We start from the raw sequence: 16359 nt of genomic DNA, 5'->3' as shown, positions 1-16359 counted from the left end.
ATGACCCAACCGACTGTCAGCGACCTGCTGCGCCCACTGGTCGGGGTCACCGACCGTGGGTTGTACGACTGCACGTCAGATGATGTCGACGGCGGCCCAGCTGGCATGACCAGCTGGGCCGACCACATCTGCGCCGGTGCGCAGTTGGCCGCAGCACTAAAAGCGCGGCTCGATCCCGAGAAGCCACCGCATGTCGGTGTGCTGCTGGGCAATACGACGTTCTTCTCGTCGCTGCTGGTGGCGTCCGCGATGTCCGGGCTTGTTCCGGTCGGGCTCAACCCCACCCGCCGTGGTGCAGCTCTGGTCGGCGACATCCAGCGCGCCGACTGCCAATTGGTGCTGGCCGACAATCTCGACCTGGTGCCCGACGGCCTGGACGCCGCCGGTATCGGCGTCATCGACGTCGAATCTGATTCGTGGGCAACGGAACTCGCCGGATTCGCGGGCACACCGGTGCAGTTCGTCGACGCCGATCCCGACGACCTGTTCATGCTGATCTTCACTTCGGGCACCAGCGGTGACCCGAAGGCGGTGCGCGTCACGCATGACAAGGTCGCGTACCCGGGCCAGATGCTGGCCAACCGGTTCAGGCTCAGCCGCGACGACACCTTCTATCTGTCCATGCCGCTGTTCCATTCCAACGCGGTGATGGCGGGCTGGGCCCCGGCCCTGGCAGCACAGGGGTCAATCGCGTTGCGGCGCAAGTTCTCCGCCTCTGGCTTCATACAGGACATCAGGCGCTATCGCGCCACCTACGCCAACTATGTCGGCAAACCGCTGTCGTACATCCTGGCCACCCCACCGCGAGACGACGACACCGACAACCCGCTGAAAATCATGTACGGCAACGAAGGTGCGCCGCGCGACCTGCCCGTGTTCGCCCGGCGGTTCGGCGTCATCGTGGTCGACGGCTTCGGTTCGTCCGAAGGCGGCGTGGCGATCGCGCGCACTCCCGATACTCCCCCGGGCGCACTGGGGCCACTGACCCCTGAGGTCGACATCGTCGACGTCGACACCGGACTTCCTTGTCCCCCAGGGGTTGTCGGCGAGCTGGTGAACCCGACCGGCCGGGGCTGGTTCCGTGGTTACTACAACAACACCGAGGCCGAGGCGCAGCGGATGGCCGGCGGTGTCTACCACACCGGCGACCTGGCTTACCGGGATGCCGAGGGGTTTGCTTATTTCGCTGGGCGCCTTGGTGATTGGATGCGGGTCGACGGCGAGAACCTGGGCACTGCGCCGATCGAGCGGGTATTGATGCGCTTTCCCGACGTGGTGGAGGCTGTGGTGTATCCGATCCCGGACCCTGCGGTCGGTGATCAGGTGATGGCGGCGCTGCTGCTCGCCGACGGCACGGAGTTCTCCGTGGACACCTTTACCGAGTTCCTGCATGCGCAGGAAGATCTGGGCCCCAAGCAGTGGCCACGTTTCGTCCGCCTCGCGACGACGCTACCCCGCACCGAGACCTTCAAGGTGATCAAACGACAGCTGTCGGCCGAGGGCACCTCGTGTGCCGATCCGGTGCACCCCATCGCGCGCTGACGCGAGCCGGCGCTAAAGTCCGAAAGATGGCGATCGACCCGTCCTACATCCTGCTCACCGACCGCGTTGCGGTGGTGACCGGCGGCGGGACCGGCATCGGCCGCGGCATCGCCGAAGGCCTCACCGCGTTCGGCGCCAAGGTCGCCATCTGGGAGCGCGACGCCGACTCCTGTGCGGCGGCGGCAGAGGCTGGTGATGCGCTGGGGATCACCGTCGATGTCCGGGACTCCGCCGCAGTGGACGACGCAATGACCCGCACCATCGCAAAACTCGGCGTCCCCACCATCCTGGTCAACAACGCCGGCGGCACCTTCAGTTCACCGCTGCTGGAGACCACCGAAAACGGTTGGGACACCCTGTACCGCACCAACCTCAAGCAGGTCCTGCTGTGCACCCAGCGGGCGGCCCGAGCCATGGTCGCGCACCGGGTGCCGGGCAGCGTCATCAACATCACCTCGATCGAAGGCACGCGCGCCGCCCCTGGTTATGCGGCTTATGCCGCCGCCAAGGCGGGCGTCATCAACTACACCAAGACCGCGGCATTGGAGCTGGCACCGCACGGCATCCGCGTGAACGCCCTGGCGCCGGATTTCACCATGACCGAGGGGCTGGCGCGGCTCGCCGACGCCGGCGGCATGCTGGCATCCAAGGACGACATGATCCCGCTGTCCCGGGCCGGTCACGTCGATGAGATGGCCGCTGCAGCAATCTTTCTGGCATCGAGCATGGCCGCGTACATCACCGGGCAGACCATTCACGTCGACGGTGGCACCGCAGCCGCCGGCGGCTGGTACCACCGGCCGGGCTCCGGCGAATACGTCCTGGGACCTGCCTGAGCGACACGTTCAACGCGCTCCTGTGACCCGCATAGGGACGGCCAGCTTCGCCCGCTAACCTCACCGGCATGAGAACGTCCGCACTGACCGGCATCACCGTCGCCGCGACCGCTCTGGGCCTGCTGCTATCCGGCTGCAACTCCGATTCCAAGCCTGCTGCGGCCCCTCACACCAGTGCCAAGCTGGCCAAGCCCGCCGCGCCCGACGGCCCACACCCGACCATCGCCGATTACCTCCGGGACCACAAGATCACCGAAGCCCACGTGCACCGCGGCGATCCAGGTACCCCGAAAGTCGAGCTGCCTACCTTCGACGGCTGGAAGTCCGCAGGCGACGACACCCCTGACTGGGCCTACGACGCGATCATTCCGAGCGGGCCCGGCGACCCCAAGGACCAGGGCTACACCCCGAGTGTGACTGCACTGCTGGCCAAGCTGACCGGAACCGTCAGCCCCGAGGCACTACTTGAGGCGGCACCCGGCGAGCTGCAGAACCTGCCCGAGTTCAAGGCACCCGGCCCCGGCAGCGCCACGACGATGGGCCACTACCCGGCATATCAGATCGCCGGCACCTGGGTATCGGACGGCAAGACCAAGTTCGTCGCGCAGCGGACGGTCGTCATCCCGGCCGGCGATACCACCTATGTGCTGCAACTGAATTCGGACGGCCTGGCAGATCAGGCCGCTGCTGTGCAGGCCGCCACCGCGGCGGTCGGTCAACAGACCAAGATCACCCTGCCGAAGCCCTGAGCCAAGGCCGGAGCGGGCAAACACACGCGACCAGCCGGACACCGGCCTACGCTGCCAGGCATGGAGCGTCGAGCACAGGTCGCCGCGACGAACGCCGAATCAGCCGCGCTGATCGTCGCGCGACTCGGCGAACGACTCGACGGCGTCAGTGAAGCGGTGCTGCAACATCTGCTGACCGAGATCGACGAGTTGGCCGAGGAAGTGGCCCTGCTGGGCGTGCTGCGCGAGAGCGTCCAGCAGAACGTGCACACCGTCTTCTCAGCCATTCAGCACGAAATACCGGTCGTGGAACTGGAGGCGCCGCCCGCAGCCCTTGAGCACGCCCGGGAACTCGCCCGTCGCGGCGCTCCGGTCGACACCCTGATCCGCGCCTACCGCCTCGGCCATCAGGCCCTGCTGGAAATCGTGCTGGACGAGGTGCGCCAGCTTGAGCTGCCCGCCGAGCAGTCGCTCGACGTGTTCCAGCTGATCGCGACCATCACCTTCAAGTACATCGACCAGATCTCCCACCAGGTCACCGTGACCTACCAGGTGGTGCGCGACCAGTGCCTGGCTGCAGCCAACACCGCACGGGGGCTGCGCGTGCGTGAGTTGCTCAACCAAGAATCATCCGACATCGACGCGATGAGCGCTGAGATCGGTTATCCGCTACGCAGAGTGCACCTGGCGGTGGTGTTCAGCTATCACGAAATCCCCCGCGGCCAGGAACTTGTGCACCTCGAACGGTTCGCCCGGGCGCTGGCCGAGGCGCTTGACAGCCCGGGCGCTCCGTTGTTGATCGCCGACGACCGATTGACGGGTTGGGCATGGATTCCGTTGCCCACCAAAGGGATAGAGCATGCAGTCCAGCAGGCTCGCGCATTTGTGGCCAACCAGCCCAACCCGCCGTTGCTCGCGGTCGGCGATCCGCTGCCAGGGATGGACGGGTTCCGGCGGTCGCACCGTCAGGCTCTTGGGGCCCGGTCGGTAGCCCTGGTCGGGGGCCGCGAGCTACAGGTGATCGCGAACAGCGACCCTGGTGTGGCCGCGGCCGCGCTGCACGCCGCGAATCTGCCCGCCGCCCGTGAATGGGTGGAAGAGGTTCTCGGCCCGCTGGGCGAGCCGACCGAGGCCGACGAGCGACTGCGCGACACCTTGCGGGTGTTCCTCCAGTGCGCATCGAGCTACAAGGCCGCCGCCACCGAGCTGAACATGCACTTCAACACGGTGCGTTACCGCGTGCAGCGGGCAGAGGAGCGGTTGGGCCGGCCGATCACCGGCGCCGACCGCCTCGATGTCGAGATCGCGCTCCTACTGTGCCACTGGCTGCAAGGCGCGGTCCTGTCCTAGAACCCCTGCCGCCTGGGCGATCACCTCGGCAGTGCGGTGCGCCATGGCCATCGTGGAGAGCATCGGATTGACCCCGGTCGCGGTCGGCAGCGCACTGGCGTCTCCGATGTAAACCCCTGCGACGTCGTGCAATTCGCCCACCGGGTTGGCCACCGAGGTCTGCGGGTCGGTTCCCATGCGGCAGCTGCTCATCTGGTGTGCGGAGAACACCCGGTGCCCACCGACGCCCAGCGGGACGTTCTTCATGGTCTCGATGAACTCCTCGAGGTCATCGCCCTTGCGCCAGCGCAGCGCGGTGCCGGCGAATGGGACGATCTCGCGGGCGCCACTGGCGGCGTGCAGGCGGATCTGCGCCTCGATCGAGCGCTGCTCATTGCGCACATCGACCTCGTCGGTGACGTCATAGGTGACCACCGAGTTGCCCGCTTCGTCGATACTGACTCGGCCGCAACCGCGGTCGCGCGGGATACCGACGAACCAGACGGCGTTCTCCAACTGGGCCATGGTCTCCTTGAGTTCGCGGTTCGACGAGCGCGACATGCCACCCGCGATAAGCGAATTCGACCACTGCACGCCCTGGATCAGAAAGCCGTACCCGTCCTCGACGTCGGCAAACTCGTCGACCATCGCGGTCATCGGGGCGCCCCACCATCCGCGCTGCGGCTCGTCATGCAAGGCCAGGGTCGCAACCACGGGGTGCAGGTGCAGGTTCTGTCCGACAGCCGGTCCGCCGATTCCCGAACGCAGCAGCAGCGCAGGCGATTCCAGCGATCCACACGACACCACGACGCGCGGTGCACGGACGGTCACTTCGGTTGCCTCGCCCGTTGTGGGGTCGACGAACGACGCCGATACCCCTGCGGCACTGTCATTTTCAGTGAGTACCCGCTGCGCGGTGCAGCGCACGATCACCCGGGCGCCCGCGGTCACTGCGTCGGTCAGGTAGGTACGACGGACGTCGAGCTTGGCACCGGAGCGATCACCCAGGCCGAGGTAGCCGGCGGTGTCCGCCGAATACGCTTCCGGCGCAGCGTTGCGCCTGAGTTTGGTGAAGTTCCAACCGAGTTCGGCTGCGCCGTCACGCATCCGCTGGTGCGGGCCATTGAGGTCCGAGCAGTCCGGGTTGACGCCGAGCCGCTCCGAGACCGCATCGAGGTGCCGGTCGAAGTCAGGGCCGTCCACGCCCTGCAGGCCGAATTCGTCCGCCCACTGCCGACGCACGTGCGCGGGGGTGCGCAGGCAGTTGGACCAGTTGACGGTCGGTCCGCCACCCACGGTCGATCCGGCCAGCAGCGTGACGTTGAAGTCGGCGGTCGGAGTGGGGCCACCCTTCCAGAACAGCTGTTGGAATGCCGGCAGTTCCAGCCCGGTGAAGTCGGCTTCGTGGTGGTTGCCGCCGGCTTCCAGCACCACGACGTCCAGTCCGGCACCGGCCAGTATGCCGGCGATCAGGCCGCCGCCGGCGCCCGAACCGACCACGCAGACGTCGGCCTCGATGACCGGAGCGTCGGGCACGAAGGCTTCGAAGCCGCCGTCGCCGCCGGGCTCGATGTTGAGCGCGCCCGGGTAGCCGAAGCCGGCCCACATCGGGTTGGAGCCGGTCTGCGGGTTCGGTCCGGCGTATCCGAAAGCCAGCGCCAGCGACACCAGCGCATTCATCGCGCCGGCGGCCTGCGGCCCGAGCAGGCCGACACCGTCGATGATCTGCTCGCGGACCTCCGCGGTGGCATCCACGAAACCATTGGCATGCAGAGCGTCGATCAGGCCGAGCAGGCCGGCACGCTGGGCGTCGGGCATGGCCGACAGCGCCATCTCGAGCGCAGCGTCGACCTTGAGGTCGGTGCCACTGATCGCCCAGAAACCGGTGGGGTCGTCCGTGCGCTCGATAGCCGGCACAACGGTGTCGGCCAGGGCCCGTAGGACCTCACGGTGGGTGGCGGTGATCGACGCGCTCATGGTTCTCCTCGACTCGCAGGTGGTGAGGAAAATCTATGTCGCGGGTCGCTTGCGGCCCATGTCACAGCGCAACCGAGTCCGGTGCTCTGGTTGTATCGCGGATACAACCTGTAGATGCGTTGATCCTGTACTCCGGGCGCTACCTACTCGAACTTCTGCGCCTTGGGTACAGGATCAACGGACAATCAGTTGTCGCGGATGGCGTCCAACCGCTTGCTGGCCGCCTCGAAGCCGCTGACCAGTTCACCGATGATGTCGGCCACCGGGCGGATTTCGTTCATCCGGCCGACGATCTGGCCGACCGGCATAGCGACAGCAGTCGGATCGGCGGATTCGCTCATCCGCTGATGGGCCTCGCTGACCAGGATGTTCTGCAGCGGCATCGGCAGCGGCTCGGGTGCACCTTCAGCGTCCCAGGCGTCGGTCCAGCGGCTCTTGAGCAGTCGGGCCGGCTTGCCGGTGTAGATCCTGCGGCGCACGGTGTCGGCCGAGGTGGCCTTGAGCATGGCCTCCTGCACGACCGAGACGCCCGACTCCAGGCGCACGCCCAGGTCGTACTCGGCCGCAGTCAGAAACGCCGAGCCCATCCAGACGCCCTGGGCGCCGAGAGCCAGCGCCGCTGCCATCTGACGTCCGCTGCCGATGCCGCCGGCGGCCAGTACCGGAGCCTTATCGCCGAGAGCATCAACGATTTCTGGCCACAGCACCATGGAGCCGATCTCACCGGTGTGACCACCGGCCTCGTGGCCCTGGGCCACCACGATGTCCACGCCGTTCTCGACGTGCCGCAGCGCGTGCTTGGCACTGCCGGCCAGTGCGGCGACCGGAACCCCGGCGGCGTGCACCTGGTCGATGACGTCCTTCGGTGGTGAGCCGAGCGCGTTGGCGATCAGCTTGATCGGGTGTTTGAGCGCTACTTCAACATGGGAGCGTGCTACGGAATGCAGCCAGCCCAGCACCCCCTCGTTGCGCTCCTCATCCTCCGGAAGCTGCGGAACACCAAGATCGGCGAGGGTTTTGGCGACAAAGTCCTTGTGCCCCTGCGGAATCAGTTTGTTGATGTCGACCGATGTGCCCTCGGTGGGAATCTTGGCCGGCATCACCACGTCGACGCCGTAGGGCTTGCCGTCAGTGTTGGCGTCCATCCACTGCAGGACATTCTCCAGGTCATCCGCGTCGTTGAACCGCACACAGCCCAGCACGCCCATGCCGCCGGCGCGGGTCACCGCAGCAGCCACCTTCTCCGAAGGGGTGAAGACGAAGATGGGGTACTGGATGCCGAAGCGATCGCAGAGTTCGGTTTTCATGATGTTTCCCTGACTAGGATTGCGTTGCAGCGTGTTTCGCGTGCACTTCGTCGGCCGGCCGGGCCTCGGTCTGGTCCTTGGCCCACCGGTAGTCGGGCTTGCCCGCCGGCGAGCGCATCACCTCGTCGACCAGCCAAAGGCTGCGCGGCACTTTGTATCCGGCGATCTCGCTGCGCACAAACGCATCGAGCTCCGCCAGCGTCGGGCGGGCACCCTCACGGGGCTGCACGACGGCCGCGACGTGCTGGCCGAAGCGCGGGTCCGGAACACCGACCACCAAGGCGTCGAACACATCTGGGTGGCCCTTGAGTGCGGCCTCGACCTCTTCGGGGTAGATCTTCTCGCCACCGGAGTTGATCGACACCGAGCCGCGGCCCAGCATGGTCACACTGCCGTCGGCCTCGACCTCGGCGTAGTCGCCCGGAATCGCGTACCGCACGCCGTTGAAGGTCCGGAAGGTTTCCGCGGTCTTCTTCTCGTCCTTGAAGTAGCCGACCGGGATGTGACCGCACTTGGCGATGATGCCGCGCACTCCCGAGCCCGGAACCACCTCGTTGCCGTCCTCGTCGAGCACCTTGGTGTTCTTGTCGATGGTGACGCGCGGGCCACCAATGTGGCTCTGCCCCTTGGCCACCACGGAGGTACCACCGAAGCCAGTCTCCGAGGAGCCGATCGAGTCGGTGATGATCCGGTTGGGCAGCAACTCGAGGAACTTCTCCTTGAGGCTGGTGGAGAACAGAGCCGCGGTGCTGGCCAGCAGGAACAGGCTCGACAGGTCGTACTCGTTGCCCGCGTCCTGGTGGGCGAGCAGCGCATCGAGCAGCGGCCGGGCCATCGCGTCGCCGGTGAAGAACAGCAGATTGACCTTGTGCTCGTGGATCATTCGCCACGCCGCGTCGGCGTCGAACTCCGGCATCAGCACCACGGTGTGGCCGGTGAACAGTGCCATCCAGGTAGCCGACTGGGTCGCGCCGTGGATCATCGGCGGGATGGGGAGCCGAATCATCGGCGGGTTGGCGGCGGCCTGCTTGGACAGGTCGTACTCGTCGGCAACGGGCTCACCGGTGGCAAAGTCGGTGCCGCCGAACAGAACTCGGTAGATGTCCTCGTGGCGCCACATGACGCCCTTGGGGAATCCGGTGGTGCCGCCGGTGTACAGCAGATAGATGTCGTCCTCGCTGCGCGGACCGAAGTCGCGCTCGGGCGAGCTGTCGGCGATGGCCGAGTAGAACTCCACGCCGCCGTAGCGCTGGAAGTCGTCGTCCGACCCGTCTTCCACCACCAGAATCGTCTTGAGCAGCGGCAGATCAGGCAGCACGTTGGCAACCCGGTCCGAGTACTGGCGCTCGTGGATCAGCGCGACCATGTCGGAGTTGTCGAACAGGTAGCGCAGCTCGCCCTCGACATAGCGGAAGTTGACGTTGACCAAGATCGCGCCGGCCTTGACGATGCCGAGCATGCCGATCACGATCTCGATGCGGTTGCGGCAATACAGCCCAACCTTGTCGTCCTTCTTGACTCCCTGGGACTGGAGGTAGTGGGCCAGGCGATTGGCCTTCTCCTCCAACCCGGCGTAGGTCAGTTGTTCGTCGCCACAGATCAGGGCGACGCGGTCAGGCACAGCATCGATGGCGTGCTCGGCGAGATCGGCGATATTCAGGGCCACGATTACCTAAACTAGAACGTGTTACATTTCGTGACAAGTCTGTGGCCCTAGAGCCTGAAGGAAGGTACCCGTGAGCGAGTCCGACAAAGGCCCCGACGCCCTCATTGAGCAGCGCGGACACACCCTGATCGTCACCCTGAACCGGCCCGAGGCACGCAACGCACTTTCCACCGAGATGCTCTCGATAATGGTCGAGGCATGGGACCGGGTAGACAACGATCCGGAGATCCGGACCTGCATCCTGACCGGTGCCGGCGGCTACTTCTGTGCAGGTATGGACCTCAAGGGCGCAACCAAGAAGCCGCCGGGCGACTCGTTCAAGGACGGCAGCTACGACCCGTCGCGCATCGACGGCCTGCTCAAGGGTCGCCGCCTGACCAAGCCGCTGATCGCGGCGGTCGAGGGCCCGGCCATTGCCGGCGGCACCGAGATTCTGCAGGGCACGGACATCAGGGTGGCCGGCGAGAGCGCCAAGTTCGGTATCTCCGAGGCCAGGTGGAGCTTGTACCCGATGGGTGGCTCGGCAGTGCGCCTGGTGCGCCAGATTCCCTACACCATCGCCTGCGACATGTTGCTGACCGGACGGCACATCACCGCGGCCCAGGCCCTGGAGTACGGGCTGATCGGCCATGTGGTGCCGGACGGCACCGCGCTGGAGAAGGCCCTCGAGATCGCCGAGGTGATCAACAACAACGGCCCGCTGGCGGTGCAGGCCATCCTGAAGACCATCCGCGAGACCGAGGGCATGCACGAGCTCGACGCGTTCAAGCCCGACACCGCCAACGGCATTCCGGTGTTCCTGTCCGATGACGCTAAAGAAGGCCCGTTGGCCTTCAAGGAGAAGCGCGCACCTCAGTTCAAGATGCGCTGATGCTCGTCGCAGTCACCGGTGGTACCGGGTATCTCGGTGCTCACACGGTGCGCGCGTTGCTGGGCGCGGGACATTCGGTCCGGCTACTTGTCGTGCCCGGCGGCGCCGACGATGCAGTCATCAAGGAACTGCAGACACTCGGGTCGCTCGAGGTACGGGCTGGCGATATCCGTGATGCCACAACAGTTTCCGAGCTGTTGTCCGGCTGCGATGCGGTGTTGCACGCCGCCGGTGTAGTTGGCACCGACAGCCGTCGCACGCAGTTGATGTGGGACATCAACGCCTACGCAACCGAGTCTTTGTTGACCCGGGCGTGCGAGTTGGGGTTGGACCCTGTCGTGTCGGTGTCGTCGTACAGCTCGCTGTTTCCGCCACCGGACGGTGTCATCGGTCCAGATACTCCCCCGGTACCCGGCCGCAGCGACTACGCCCGCACCAAGGCCTACGCAGATACGGCAGCGCGCCGACTGCAGGCTACCGGCGCACCCGTTGTGGTCACGTATCCGTCGTCGGTGGTCGGACCGGCATTCCACACGGCTGTCGGTGTTACACAACGTGGTTGGGACCCCATCGTACGATTCCGGGTGGCGCCTCGGTTGCGCGGCGGGATGCAGATGATCGACGTCGGTGACGTGGCGCGGGTGCACACGGCATTGATGGTTCCCGGCCGCGGGCCCAAACGCTATGTCTGCGGCGGCGAGATGCTGACGTTCGATCAGATGGTTGACGCCTTGGAGGCCGCACTTGGTCGGCCGATCCGACGAATTCCGATGTCACCCGGCCTGTTTCGAGGGGTCGGCCGGGTAGCGGATTTCGCGGAGCGATGGCTGCCACTGCCCGAAGGGCTGAGTTATGAGGCGGCGATGCTGTTGACGGCCGCGGTACCGACTGACGATTCGTTGACACTGTCGGATCTCGGCCTGACCTGGCGCGACCCCCGCGAGTCGATCATCGAGTCGTTCGCCTAGCCCGCGATTTCTCCCCGCCAACTGTCCTCATCGCGGCCCTGACCAGCCCTATACTCGTGCCAACTGTGCCGGGACGGGAGTCGGGCATGTCTGAACGCGATGCAGCGTCGGTGTCTGTACCGACCGTCGCTACCTCGGTACGTCGCGGCCTGCTATTGCAACTCGCCCTGCGGACGCTCATGGCGATGTTCATCGGTGCTGCCCTGCTCTTGCAGCCGCCGGACGCCAACCTGTGGCTACACTGGGCGATTTTCGCCGGCTACGTCGCGACGGTCTCGGTGTGGAGCTGGTGGGCACTGCGCTCTGTCGGTCAATTCGGCGGGGGCACCCGGCGGTCGGTGGCACTGCTCATGCTGTGCGTGGATCTCATTGCAGTAGCGGTCATTTCAGTGCAGACCGGAATCAGTTCCCCAGAAACCTGGACGTCCGACGTGGTGCAGCACGGGCTGTTCCTGATCCCCTTGATCGCGGCAGCCCAGCTCGATCCTGTCGTCAGCGCCACGATCGCTGTCCCCACGGTGGTCACTTTTTTCGTGGTGAGCTGGGTCAACAAGGCCGCCAACGGCAACGAGCCCTGGGGCTCGATTCTGTCGCGGACCGCGGTGCTGTTCGGCTTGGCCGCTGGGTCGGTCGCGTTGTCGTGGATTCAGCAATCCAGAACCAGGACCATCGTCAGCCTGGCCCAGGAGCGAACCCGCCTGCTCGAAGAGGTGATCAGTCTGGAGAAGCGCGAACGCCAATCGCTGTCCGAACGCCTGCATGACGGCGCGCTCCAGTACGTGCTGGTGGCCCGGCGCGACATGGAGGAGGTCCGGGACGGATCGGTCGACGGGATGGACCGCGTTGACTTCGCACTGGCGGAGTCCTCTCGGCTACTGCGCGACGTGGTCCGCGAACTACACCCCGAGGTGTTGGCCCGCGCCGGCCTCAAGGCTGCGATGGCATCACTTGCCGACGGCATCGCTGCTCGCACCGACCTCGCGGTCCATTTCGATGCCGACAGCTGGCCCGACGACCTGCGCACCGACGCCGATCACCTGATCTACAGTGCAGCCCGGGAATTCTCGACGAACGCGATCAAGCACGCGCAGGCCGATAATCTGCGGTTCACGCTGGGATACAACGGCATTCACGCTGCACTGCGCATCGCAGACGATGGCGTCGGCATCCCATCAGAGCGTCTTGCGCAAAGCGTCGAAGATGGTCACATCGGGTTCGCTTCGATTTGCACCAAGGTTCTGGCCGCGGGCGGCACATTCGCGGTCACGGGTTCACCGGGAACGACCGTGTCGATCTCGGTGCCGGCGACCAGCACGACGGACGCCACGGTCTGACTCCGCGCCAGCTCGAATGCCTTCGACTAATGGCTCAGCCAACCTCCTCCTCCTGCCCCGGCGGCCTCGGTGATGGTGAGCCGGTGCAGATCGACCAGTGTCTCCTGGCTGAGCTTGGAGCTGACGTATCCGCCGGCCAGCACGAAAGCCACTGGCAGGTTCCGCTGACGGCACCAATGGAATACCAGCTGCTCACGTCTTGCGAGAACCTCGCTGGTGATACCCCGGATCCCACCGGTCACACATCCCTCATGCGGGTCCATGCCGGCGTTGTAGAGACATATGTCGAACGGTCCGGCGGTTTCAGCCTCCTTGAGCGCCTGCTGTATGACCGGCAGGTAGTGCTGAGCATCGTCGACGTAATTGCTCCGGTTGAATACCGGATAGGTATCAAAATCGCTCACCGCAACATCGGTGTGCCAAATACGCGAATCACCGTCGACCAGTTGCGCCGTGCCTCCGCCACAGTGCGCGTCAAGGTCCAGGATCAGCACCGAGAACACCTCACCGGCCGCCAACAAGGTCTTGGCCGTGATGACCAGGCCGTTGAAGGTGCAATAGCCTGCACCTTCGTCATATCGGGCATGGTGCAGTCCTGACGACAACGAACCGGCCGCACCATCGGTGAGCGCCGAACGGGCTGCGGCGAGCACTCCCCCGTTGGACGCAAGCACCATCGGCCACATTGCCGCGTCCCACTGGAATCCTTGCGACTCCGCGAGCCAACTCGGCGATCCGGTACGGACTGCATTGACGTATTCGCCACTGTGGGCATGCAGTAAATCAGAGCGAGTCAGTGGGGCAGGAGCGACAATTTCCACACCCTTGATCGAACGAGTTGCCAGAGAGTCCGCGATCCACTGTGCTTTGCGGGTGGTGTCGAAACTGTATGCCGCGCAGACGTACTCGGGGCTGTAGTAGAGTTTGATGCAGGTCCTTCCGATGGCTTGGACGAGGAACTAAACCGTGTAGCACGTGTCGGCGCTCCGGTTAATCGTTGTGGTGCAACAACAATCAGATGACTAGTCGTCCGACACCTCTGCGCGTTGTTTGGTGGTGAATGCGGGCATTGCCGCCCCAATGTCGCCGCGCTTGGCGTCGCGGTAGCCGCGGACATTTCCCGACGCCGCGATCATTGCTTCACGTGATTTGCCTCGGGCGTAGGTGATGGACTGCTCGGCCTTGACACCCAACTCTTTGCCTACCTCGACCGCGTCCTGATCGGCACCCATGTACAGGAACTCCCACCCGGCCGAGGTTTGTTGTTCCACAAGGGCTTTGATGGCCGGTCGGCTCCATTCCTGGCTGGAGTTCTCCATACCGTCGGTCATGATCGCCACCACGACCGTCCCAGGCTTGTCATCCTCGGCGAGTGCGTTGATCTGCGTGGCTGTGTCGGTGACGAGCTTGCCCATCGCGTCCAGTAGTGCGGTACCTCCACGCGGCTGCAGATCCAACGGCGGGACGTCACTCAGTGGAATGCCTTGGTAGACAACCTCGTATTCCCGGTCGAACTGCGCGAGCGTCGCGGTGCACTCACCATCGCCCGAGCGCTGTTCGGTCAGGAACGCATCGAACCCGCCGATGACGTCGGACTTGATCGACTGCATCGATCCGGATCGGTCGAGCAGGAAGACCAGGTGGGTGAGGTTCTGGTTGGCCATGAGCGGTTCCTTTCGTCGGGGTTACGTGGGCTTGCTGGAGCGGCGTGGCTTGAACCGCATCGGCTCGGACGGTGCTGCGTGCGGCAGCGGCTTGTTGGCCTGCTTGTCGTAGCGGGCACGCTTGACGTCTTCGGCGCTGACACGGCCCTCGGTGGTGGCGTACGGGGCAAGCCTGGGGGTGTTGGCCAGGCGTGGCCCGACCGCGTTCTCGGTGAGGCCGGCGTTTTTCCCTGCCGCCGCCAACGACATTTCGTCATCGACAACGGCACGGGCCAGTTGCTCATCGAGTAGTTGACTTACCTCCGTCAGCACGGACCGGAGTTCTTGGAGGGCTTGGGCTGCGGACTCGGCGGATTCCGCTTGAGCGAGATATTGGCGAATCCGTTCGTATCGGTTGGACATAAATAGTTATACCGCAGAAACTGCGGCTCCGCAATAACTGCGGACGACTAGAGAAAGCCCCTGATAGCCGCGCACCAGTCGCAGGGCACACCGGTGCGCATCCAAATCAGTCGGCTATACGATGTCATCGCACCCCCGCTCAGTCATTTACGCACACGCGCGCCAACGACTGTTGTACGGCAAGGCACCGACAAGGACGCGAAACGTAGCCTTGCGAGGATCGGGCTCAATGCCTCGCGCCAGGGCCGGTCGACCCATGCCGACCAATCCAGATCGCGCGCGCCAAACGGGCGACCGAAACAAAGCGCGCCGAAGTCACAGCCACACGGGCCACATCAACACCGTCCACATCAACACCGCCGCCAAGTTAAGTCCCGATTGCCCGCGTCTGTGCGACAACTTTTGCAGCAAGCTTTTGTCGCACAGAGGCGGGCAATTCCACCCAACCCCGTCAGCTAGGGGCGCGTGGGGCAAATGTGACTGACTGGACAGGCGGCCGAATCTCAGAGCACCCGAGCAGTCGGGGTGAACACCACTGGCATGGACTCAGGACCGCTGACGAAGTTCGCGGCGCGCAGCGGAACCGTCGCTCCGTCGGCCAACCGCAGGTCGGGCAGGCGCTGCATCAGCTTCTGCGTCATCAGGCGCAGCTCCAGACGGGCCAGCTGATTACCGAGGCAGAAGTGGGTGCCAAAACCAAAGGCCATGTGGCTGTTGGGGTTCCGGTCGATCCGGAATTCGTCGGGGTTCTCGAACTGATCCTCGTCGAAGTTGGCCGACTCGAACATCAGCATGATCTTCTCGTCTTTTTTCAGCTCGGTGCCATGGAAGACGGTGTCCGCGGTCAGGGTCCGGCACATGTTCTTCACCGGTGAGGTCCAGCGCAGCATCTCCTCGATGGCGCCGGGCATCAACTCCCGGTCGGCGATGAGCCGCTCCCATTGATCACGATGGCGCAGCAGCTGTTCGGTGCCGCCGGACAGCGTGTGCCGGGTGGTCTCGTCGCCGCCGATCAGGATCAGCAGCGTCTCCATGACGATCTCGGCGTCCTCCATCCGCTGACCGTCGACCTCGGAGTTCACCAAGATTGAGAACAGGTCATCAGTGGGGCTGGCACGACGGTCAGCGATCACCTCCATGGTGAAAGCGGTATATGCGCCAAAGGTTTCCATCAGGAACTGGGCTGCCGACTCGTCCAGGTGCGAGGACAACCCGCACACCAGATCGTCGGACCACTTCAGCAGCTTGTCGCGCTCCGCGGGCAGCACGCCGAGCATGTCGCCGATGACGGCCATCGGCAGCGGCGCGGCGATGTCCCGGACGAAGTCGGCCTCGCCCTTCTCGCAGACGTTGTCGATCAGGGTGTCGCACAGCTTCTCGATCGACGGCACCTTGTCCATCACGCGCTTGCGGGTGAAACCGGCGTTGACCAGCTTGCGTCGCACCAGGTGGGCGGGGTCGTCCATGTCGATCATGTACGGCATGCCCGGCTGCTCGGGGCGAATACCACCGGCGTTGGAGAACAATTCGGGGTTGCGTTCGGCGTCCAGCACCGCCTGATAGCTGGCTGCCGCGGCCTGGCCGTTGCGGTCCCGGAAGACCGGCTCGTTGGCCCGCATCCAGCGGTATGCCTCACGCGCTGCCGTGCCGTCGGCGTAGAACCGGCCGTCGGTCAGATCGACATCGGGCTTGGTCATCATCGACGTCATGTACTACTCCCCTTCTGGTTAACGGG

Annotated in this window: 14 protein-coding genes; 7 read left to right on the top strand and 7 right to left on the bottom strand. The window is 65.1% G+C overall.

The features are described 5' to 3' along the window. The 4 genes from fadD17 to M2432_RS07060 all read left to right on the top strand — a co-directional run bounded on the left by fadD17 (position 1) and on the right by M2432_RS07060 (position 4456). Entirely contained in the window at positions 1–1542 is a 1542-nt protein-coding gene (gene fadD17, locus M2432_RS07075) for a long-chain-fatty-acid--CoA ligase FadD17 (RefSeq protein WP_280826044.1), read from the top strand. A 26-nt stretch (positions 1543–1568) separates the two neighbouring features. Continuing rightward, on the top strand, positions 1569–2378 hold the full coding sequence (locus M2432_RS07070; RefSeq protein ID WP_280826043.1) for an SDR family oxidoreductase: 810 nt from the start codon (positions 1569–1571) through the stop codon (positions 2376–2378). A 68-nt stretch (positions 2379–2446) separates the two neighbouring features. Beyond that, positions 2447–3127, top strand: coding sequence for an LpqN/LpqT family lipoprotein (locus M2432_RS07065; protein ID WP_280826042.1), 681 nt, complete (start codon positions 2447–2449; stop codon positions 3125–3127). Positions 3128–3187: 60 nt separating this feature from the next. After that, positions 3188–4456, top strand: coding sequence for a helix-turn-helix domain-containing protein (locus M2432_RS07060; RefSeq protein ID WP_280826041.1), 1269 nt, complete (start codon positions 3188–3190; stop codon positions 4454–4456). On the opposite strand, the gene M2432_RS07055 is transcribed toward M2432_RS07060, so the two are convergent. From M2432_RS07055 to M2432_RS07045, 3 genes are all read right to left on the bottom strand, one after another. Next, positions 4418–6412: a GMC family oxidoreductase N-terminal domain-containing protein gene (locus M2432_RS07055; protein ID WP_280826040.1), complete on the bottom strand. Its 1995-nt coding sequence runs from the start codon at positions 6410–6412 to the stop codon at positions 4418–4420. The two genes, M2432_RS07060 and M2432_RS07055, sit on opposite strands and share 39 nt — an antisense overlap. Before the next feature lie 185 nt (positions 6413–6597). Next, positions 6598–7719 carry a nitronate monooxygenase family protein gene (locus tag M2432_RS07050; RefSeq protein WP_280826039.1) on the bottom strand — a complete coding sequence of 374 codons (1122 nt, stop codon included), beginning with the start codon at positions 7717–7719 and terminating at the stop codon, positions 6598–6600. A gap of 13 nt (positions 7720–7732) precedes the next feature. Beyond that, entirely contained in the window at positions 7733–9385 is a 1653-nt protein-coding gene (locus M2432_RS07045; RefSeq protein ID WP_280826038.1) for an acyl-CoA synthetase, read from the bottom strand. Positions 9386–9455: 70 nt separating this feature from the next. On the opposite strand from M2432_RS07045, the gene M2432_RS07040 reads away from it, so the two are divergent. The 3 genes from M2432_RS07040 (at position 9456) to M2432_RS07030 (ending at position 12558) form a co-directional block, all read left to right on the top strand. Next, on the top strand, positions 9456–10256 hold the full coding sequence (locus M2432_RS07040; RefSeq protein WP_280826037.1) for a crotonase/enoyl-CoA hydratase family protein: 801 nt from the start codon (positions 9456–9458) through the stop codon (positions 10254–10256). After that, the gene (locus M2432_RS07035; protein ID WP_280826036.1) at positions 10256–11224 is read left to right on the top strand and encodes an NAD-dependent epimerase/dehydratase family protein; all 969 of its coding nucleotides are present in this window, start codon (positions 10256–10258) and stop codon (positions 11222–11224) included. Before M2432_RS07040 ends, M2432_RS07035 begins: the two co-directional genes overlap by 1 nt. 86 nt (positions 11225–11310) lie before the next feature. Beyond that, on the top strand, positions 11311–12558 hold the full coding sequence (locus M2432_RS07030; protein WP_280826035.1) for an ATP-binding protein: 1248 nt from the start codon (positions 11311–11313) through the stop codon (positions 12556–12558). Positions 12559–12584: 26 nt separating this feature from the next. Here M2432_RS07030 and M2432_RS07025 read toward each other — a convergent pair whose 3' ends face one another. From M2432_RS07025 to M2432_RS07010, 4 genes are all read right to left on the bottom strand, one after another. After that, a complete protein-coding gene (locus tag M2432_RS07025; RefSeq protein ID WP_348536297.1) occupies positions 12585–13487 on the bottom strand; it encodes a hypothetical protein in 903 nt (300 codons plus the stop codon). A gap of 93 nt (positions 13488–13580) precedes the next feature. Next, the gene (locus M2432_RS07020) at positions 13581–14222 is read right to left on the bottom strand and encodes a vWA domain-containing protein (RefSeq protein WP_280826034.1); all 642 of its coding nucleotides are present in this window, start codon (positions 14220–14222) and stop codon (positions 13581–13583) included. A gap of 21 nt (positions 14223–14243) precedes the next feature. Then, positions 14244–14624, bottom strand: a complete 381-nt coding sequence (locus M2432_RS07015; protein ID WP_280826033.1) for a hypothetical protein — start codon at positions 14622–14624, stop codon at positions 14244–14246. A 503-nt stretch (positions 14625–15127) separates the two neighbouring features. Continuing rightward, positions 15128–16333 carry a cytochrome P450 gene (locus M2432_RS07010; protein ID WP_280826032.1) on the bottom strand — a complete coding sequence of 402 codons (1206 nt, stop codon included), beginning with the start codon at positions 16331–16333 and terminating at the stop codon, positions 15128–15130. Positions 16334–16359 lie beyond the last annotated feature (26 nt).

The sequence above is a fragment of the Mycobacterium sp. OTB74 genome (assembly GCF_029892685.1).
Taxonomy (GTDB): domain Bacteria; phylum Actinomycetota; class Actinomycetes; order Mycobacteriales; family Mycobacteriaceae; genus Mycobacterium.
This window is presented reverse-complemented; position numbering and strand designations above follow the sequence as displayed.

Bases quoted from the DNA above. Each gene is read 5' to 3' on its own strand.
- M2432_RS07060 (WP_280826041.1), top strand. From the start codon at position 3,188: ATGGAGCGTCGAGCACAGGTCGCCGCGACGAACGCCGAATCAGCCGCG.
- M2432_RS07065 (WP_280826042.1), top strand. From the start codon at position 2,447: ATGAGAACGTCCGCACTGACCGGCATCACCGTCGCCGCGACCGCTCTG.
- M2432_RS07015 (WP_280826033.1), bottom strand. From the start codon at position 14,624: ATGTCCAACCGATACGAACGGATTCGCCAATATCTCGCTCAAGCGGAA.
- M2432_RS07020 (WP_280826034.1), bottom strand. From the start codon at position 14,222: ATGGCCAACCAGAACCTCACCCACCTGGTCTTCCTGCTCGACCGATCC.
- M2432_RS07035 (WP_280826036.1), top strand. From the start codon at position 10,256: ATGCTCGTCGCAGTCACCGGTGGTACCGGGTATCTCGGTGCTCACACG.
- fadD17 (WP_280826044.1), top strand. From the start codon at position 1: ATGACCCAACCGACTGTCAGCGACCTGCTGCGCCCACTGGTCGGGGTC.
- M2432_RS07010 (WP_280826032.1), bottom strand. From the start codon at position 16,333: ATGACGTCGATGATGACCAAGCCCGATGTCGATCTGACCGACGGCCGG.
- M2432_RS07055 (WP_280826040.1), bottom strand. From the start codon at position 6,412: ATGAGCGCGTCGATCACCGCCACCCACCGTGAGGTCCTACGGGCCCTG.
- M2432_RS07070 (WP_280826043.1), top strand. From the start codon at position 1,569: ATGGCGATCGACCCGTCCTACATCCTGCTCACCGACCGCGTTGCGGTG.
- M2432_RS07030 (WP_280826035.1), top strand. From the start codon at position 11,311: ATGTCTGAACGCGATGCAGCGTCGGTGTCTGTACCGACCGTCGCTACC.
- M2432_RS07050 (WP_280826039.1), bottom strand. From the start codon at position 7,719: ATGAAAACCGAACTCTGCGATCGCTTCGGCATCCAGTACCCCATCTTC.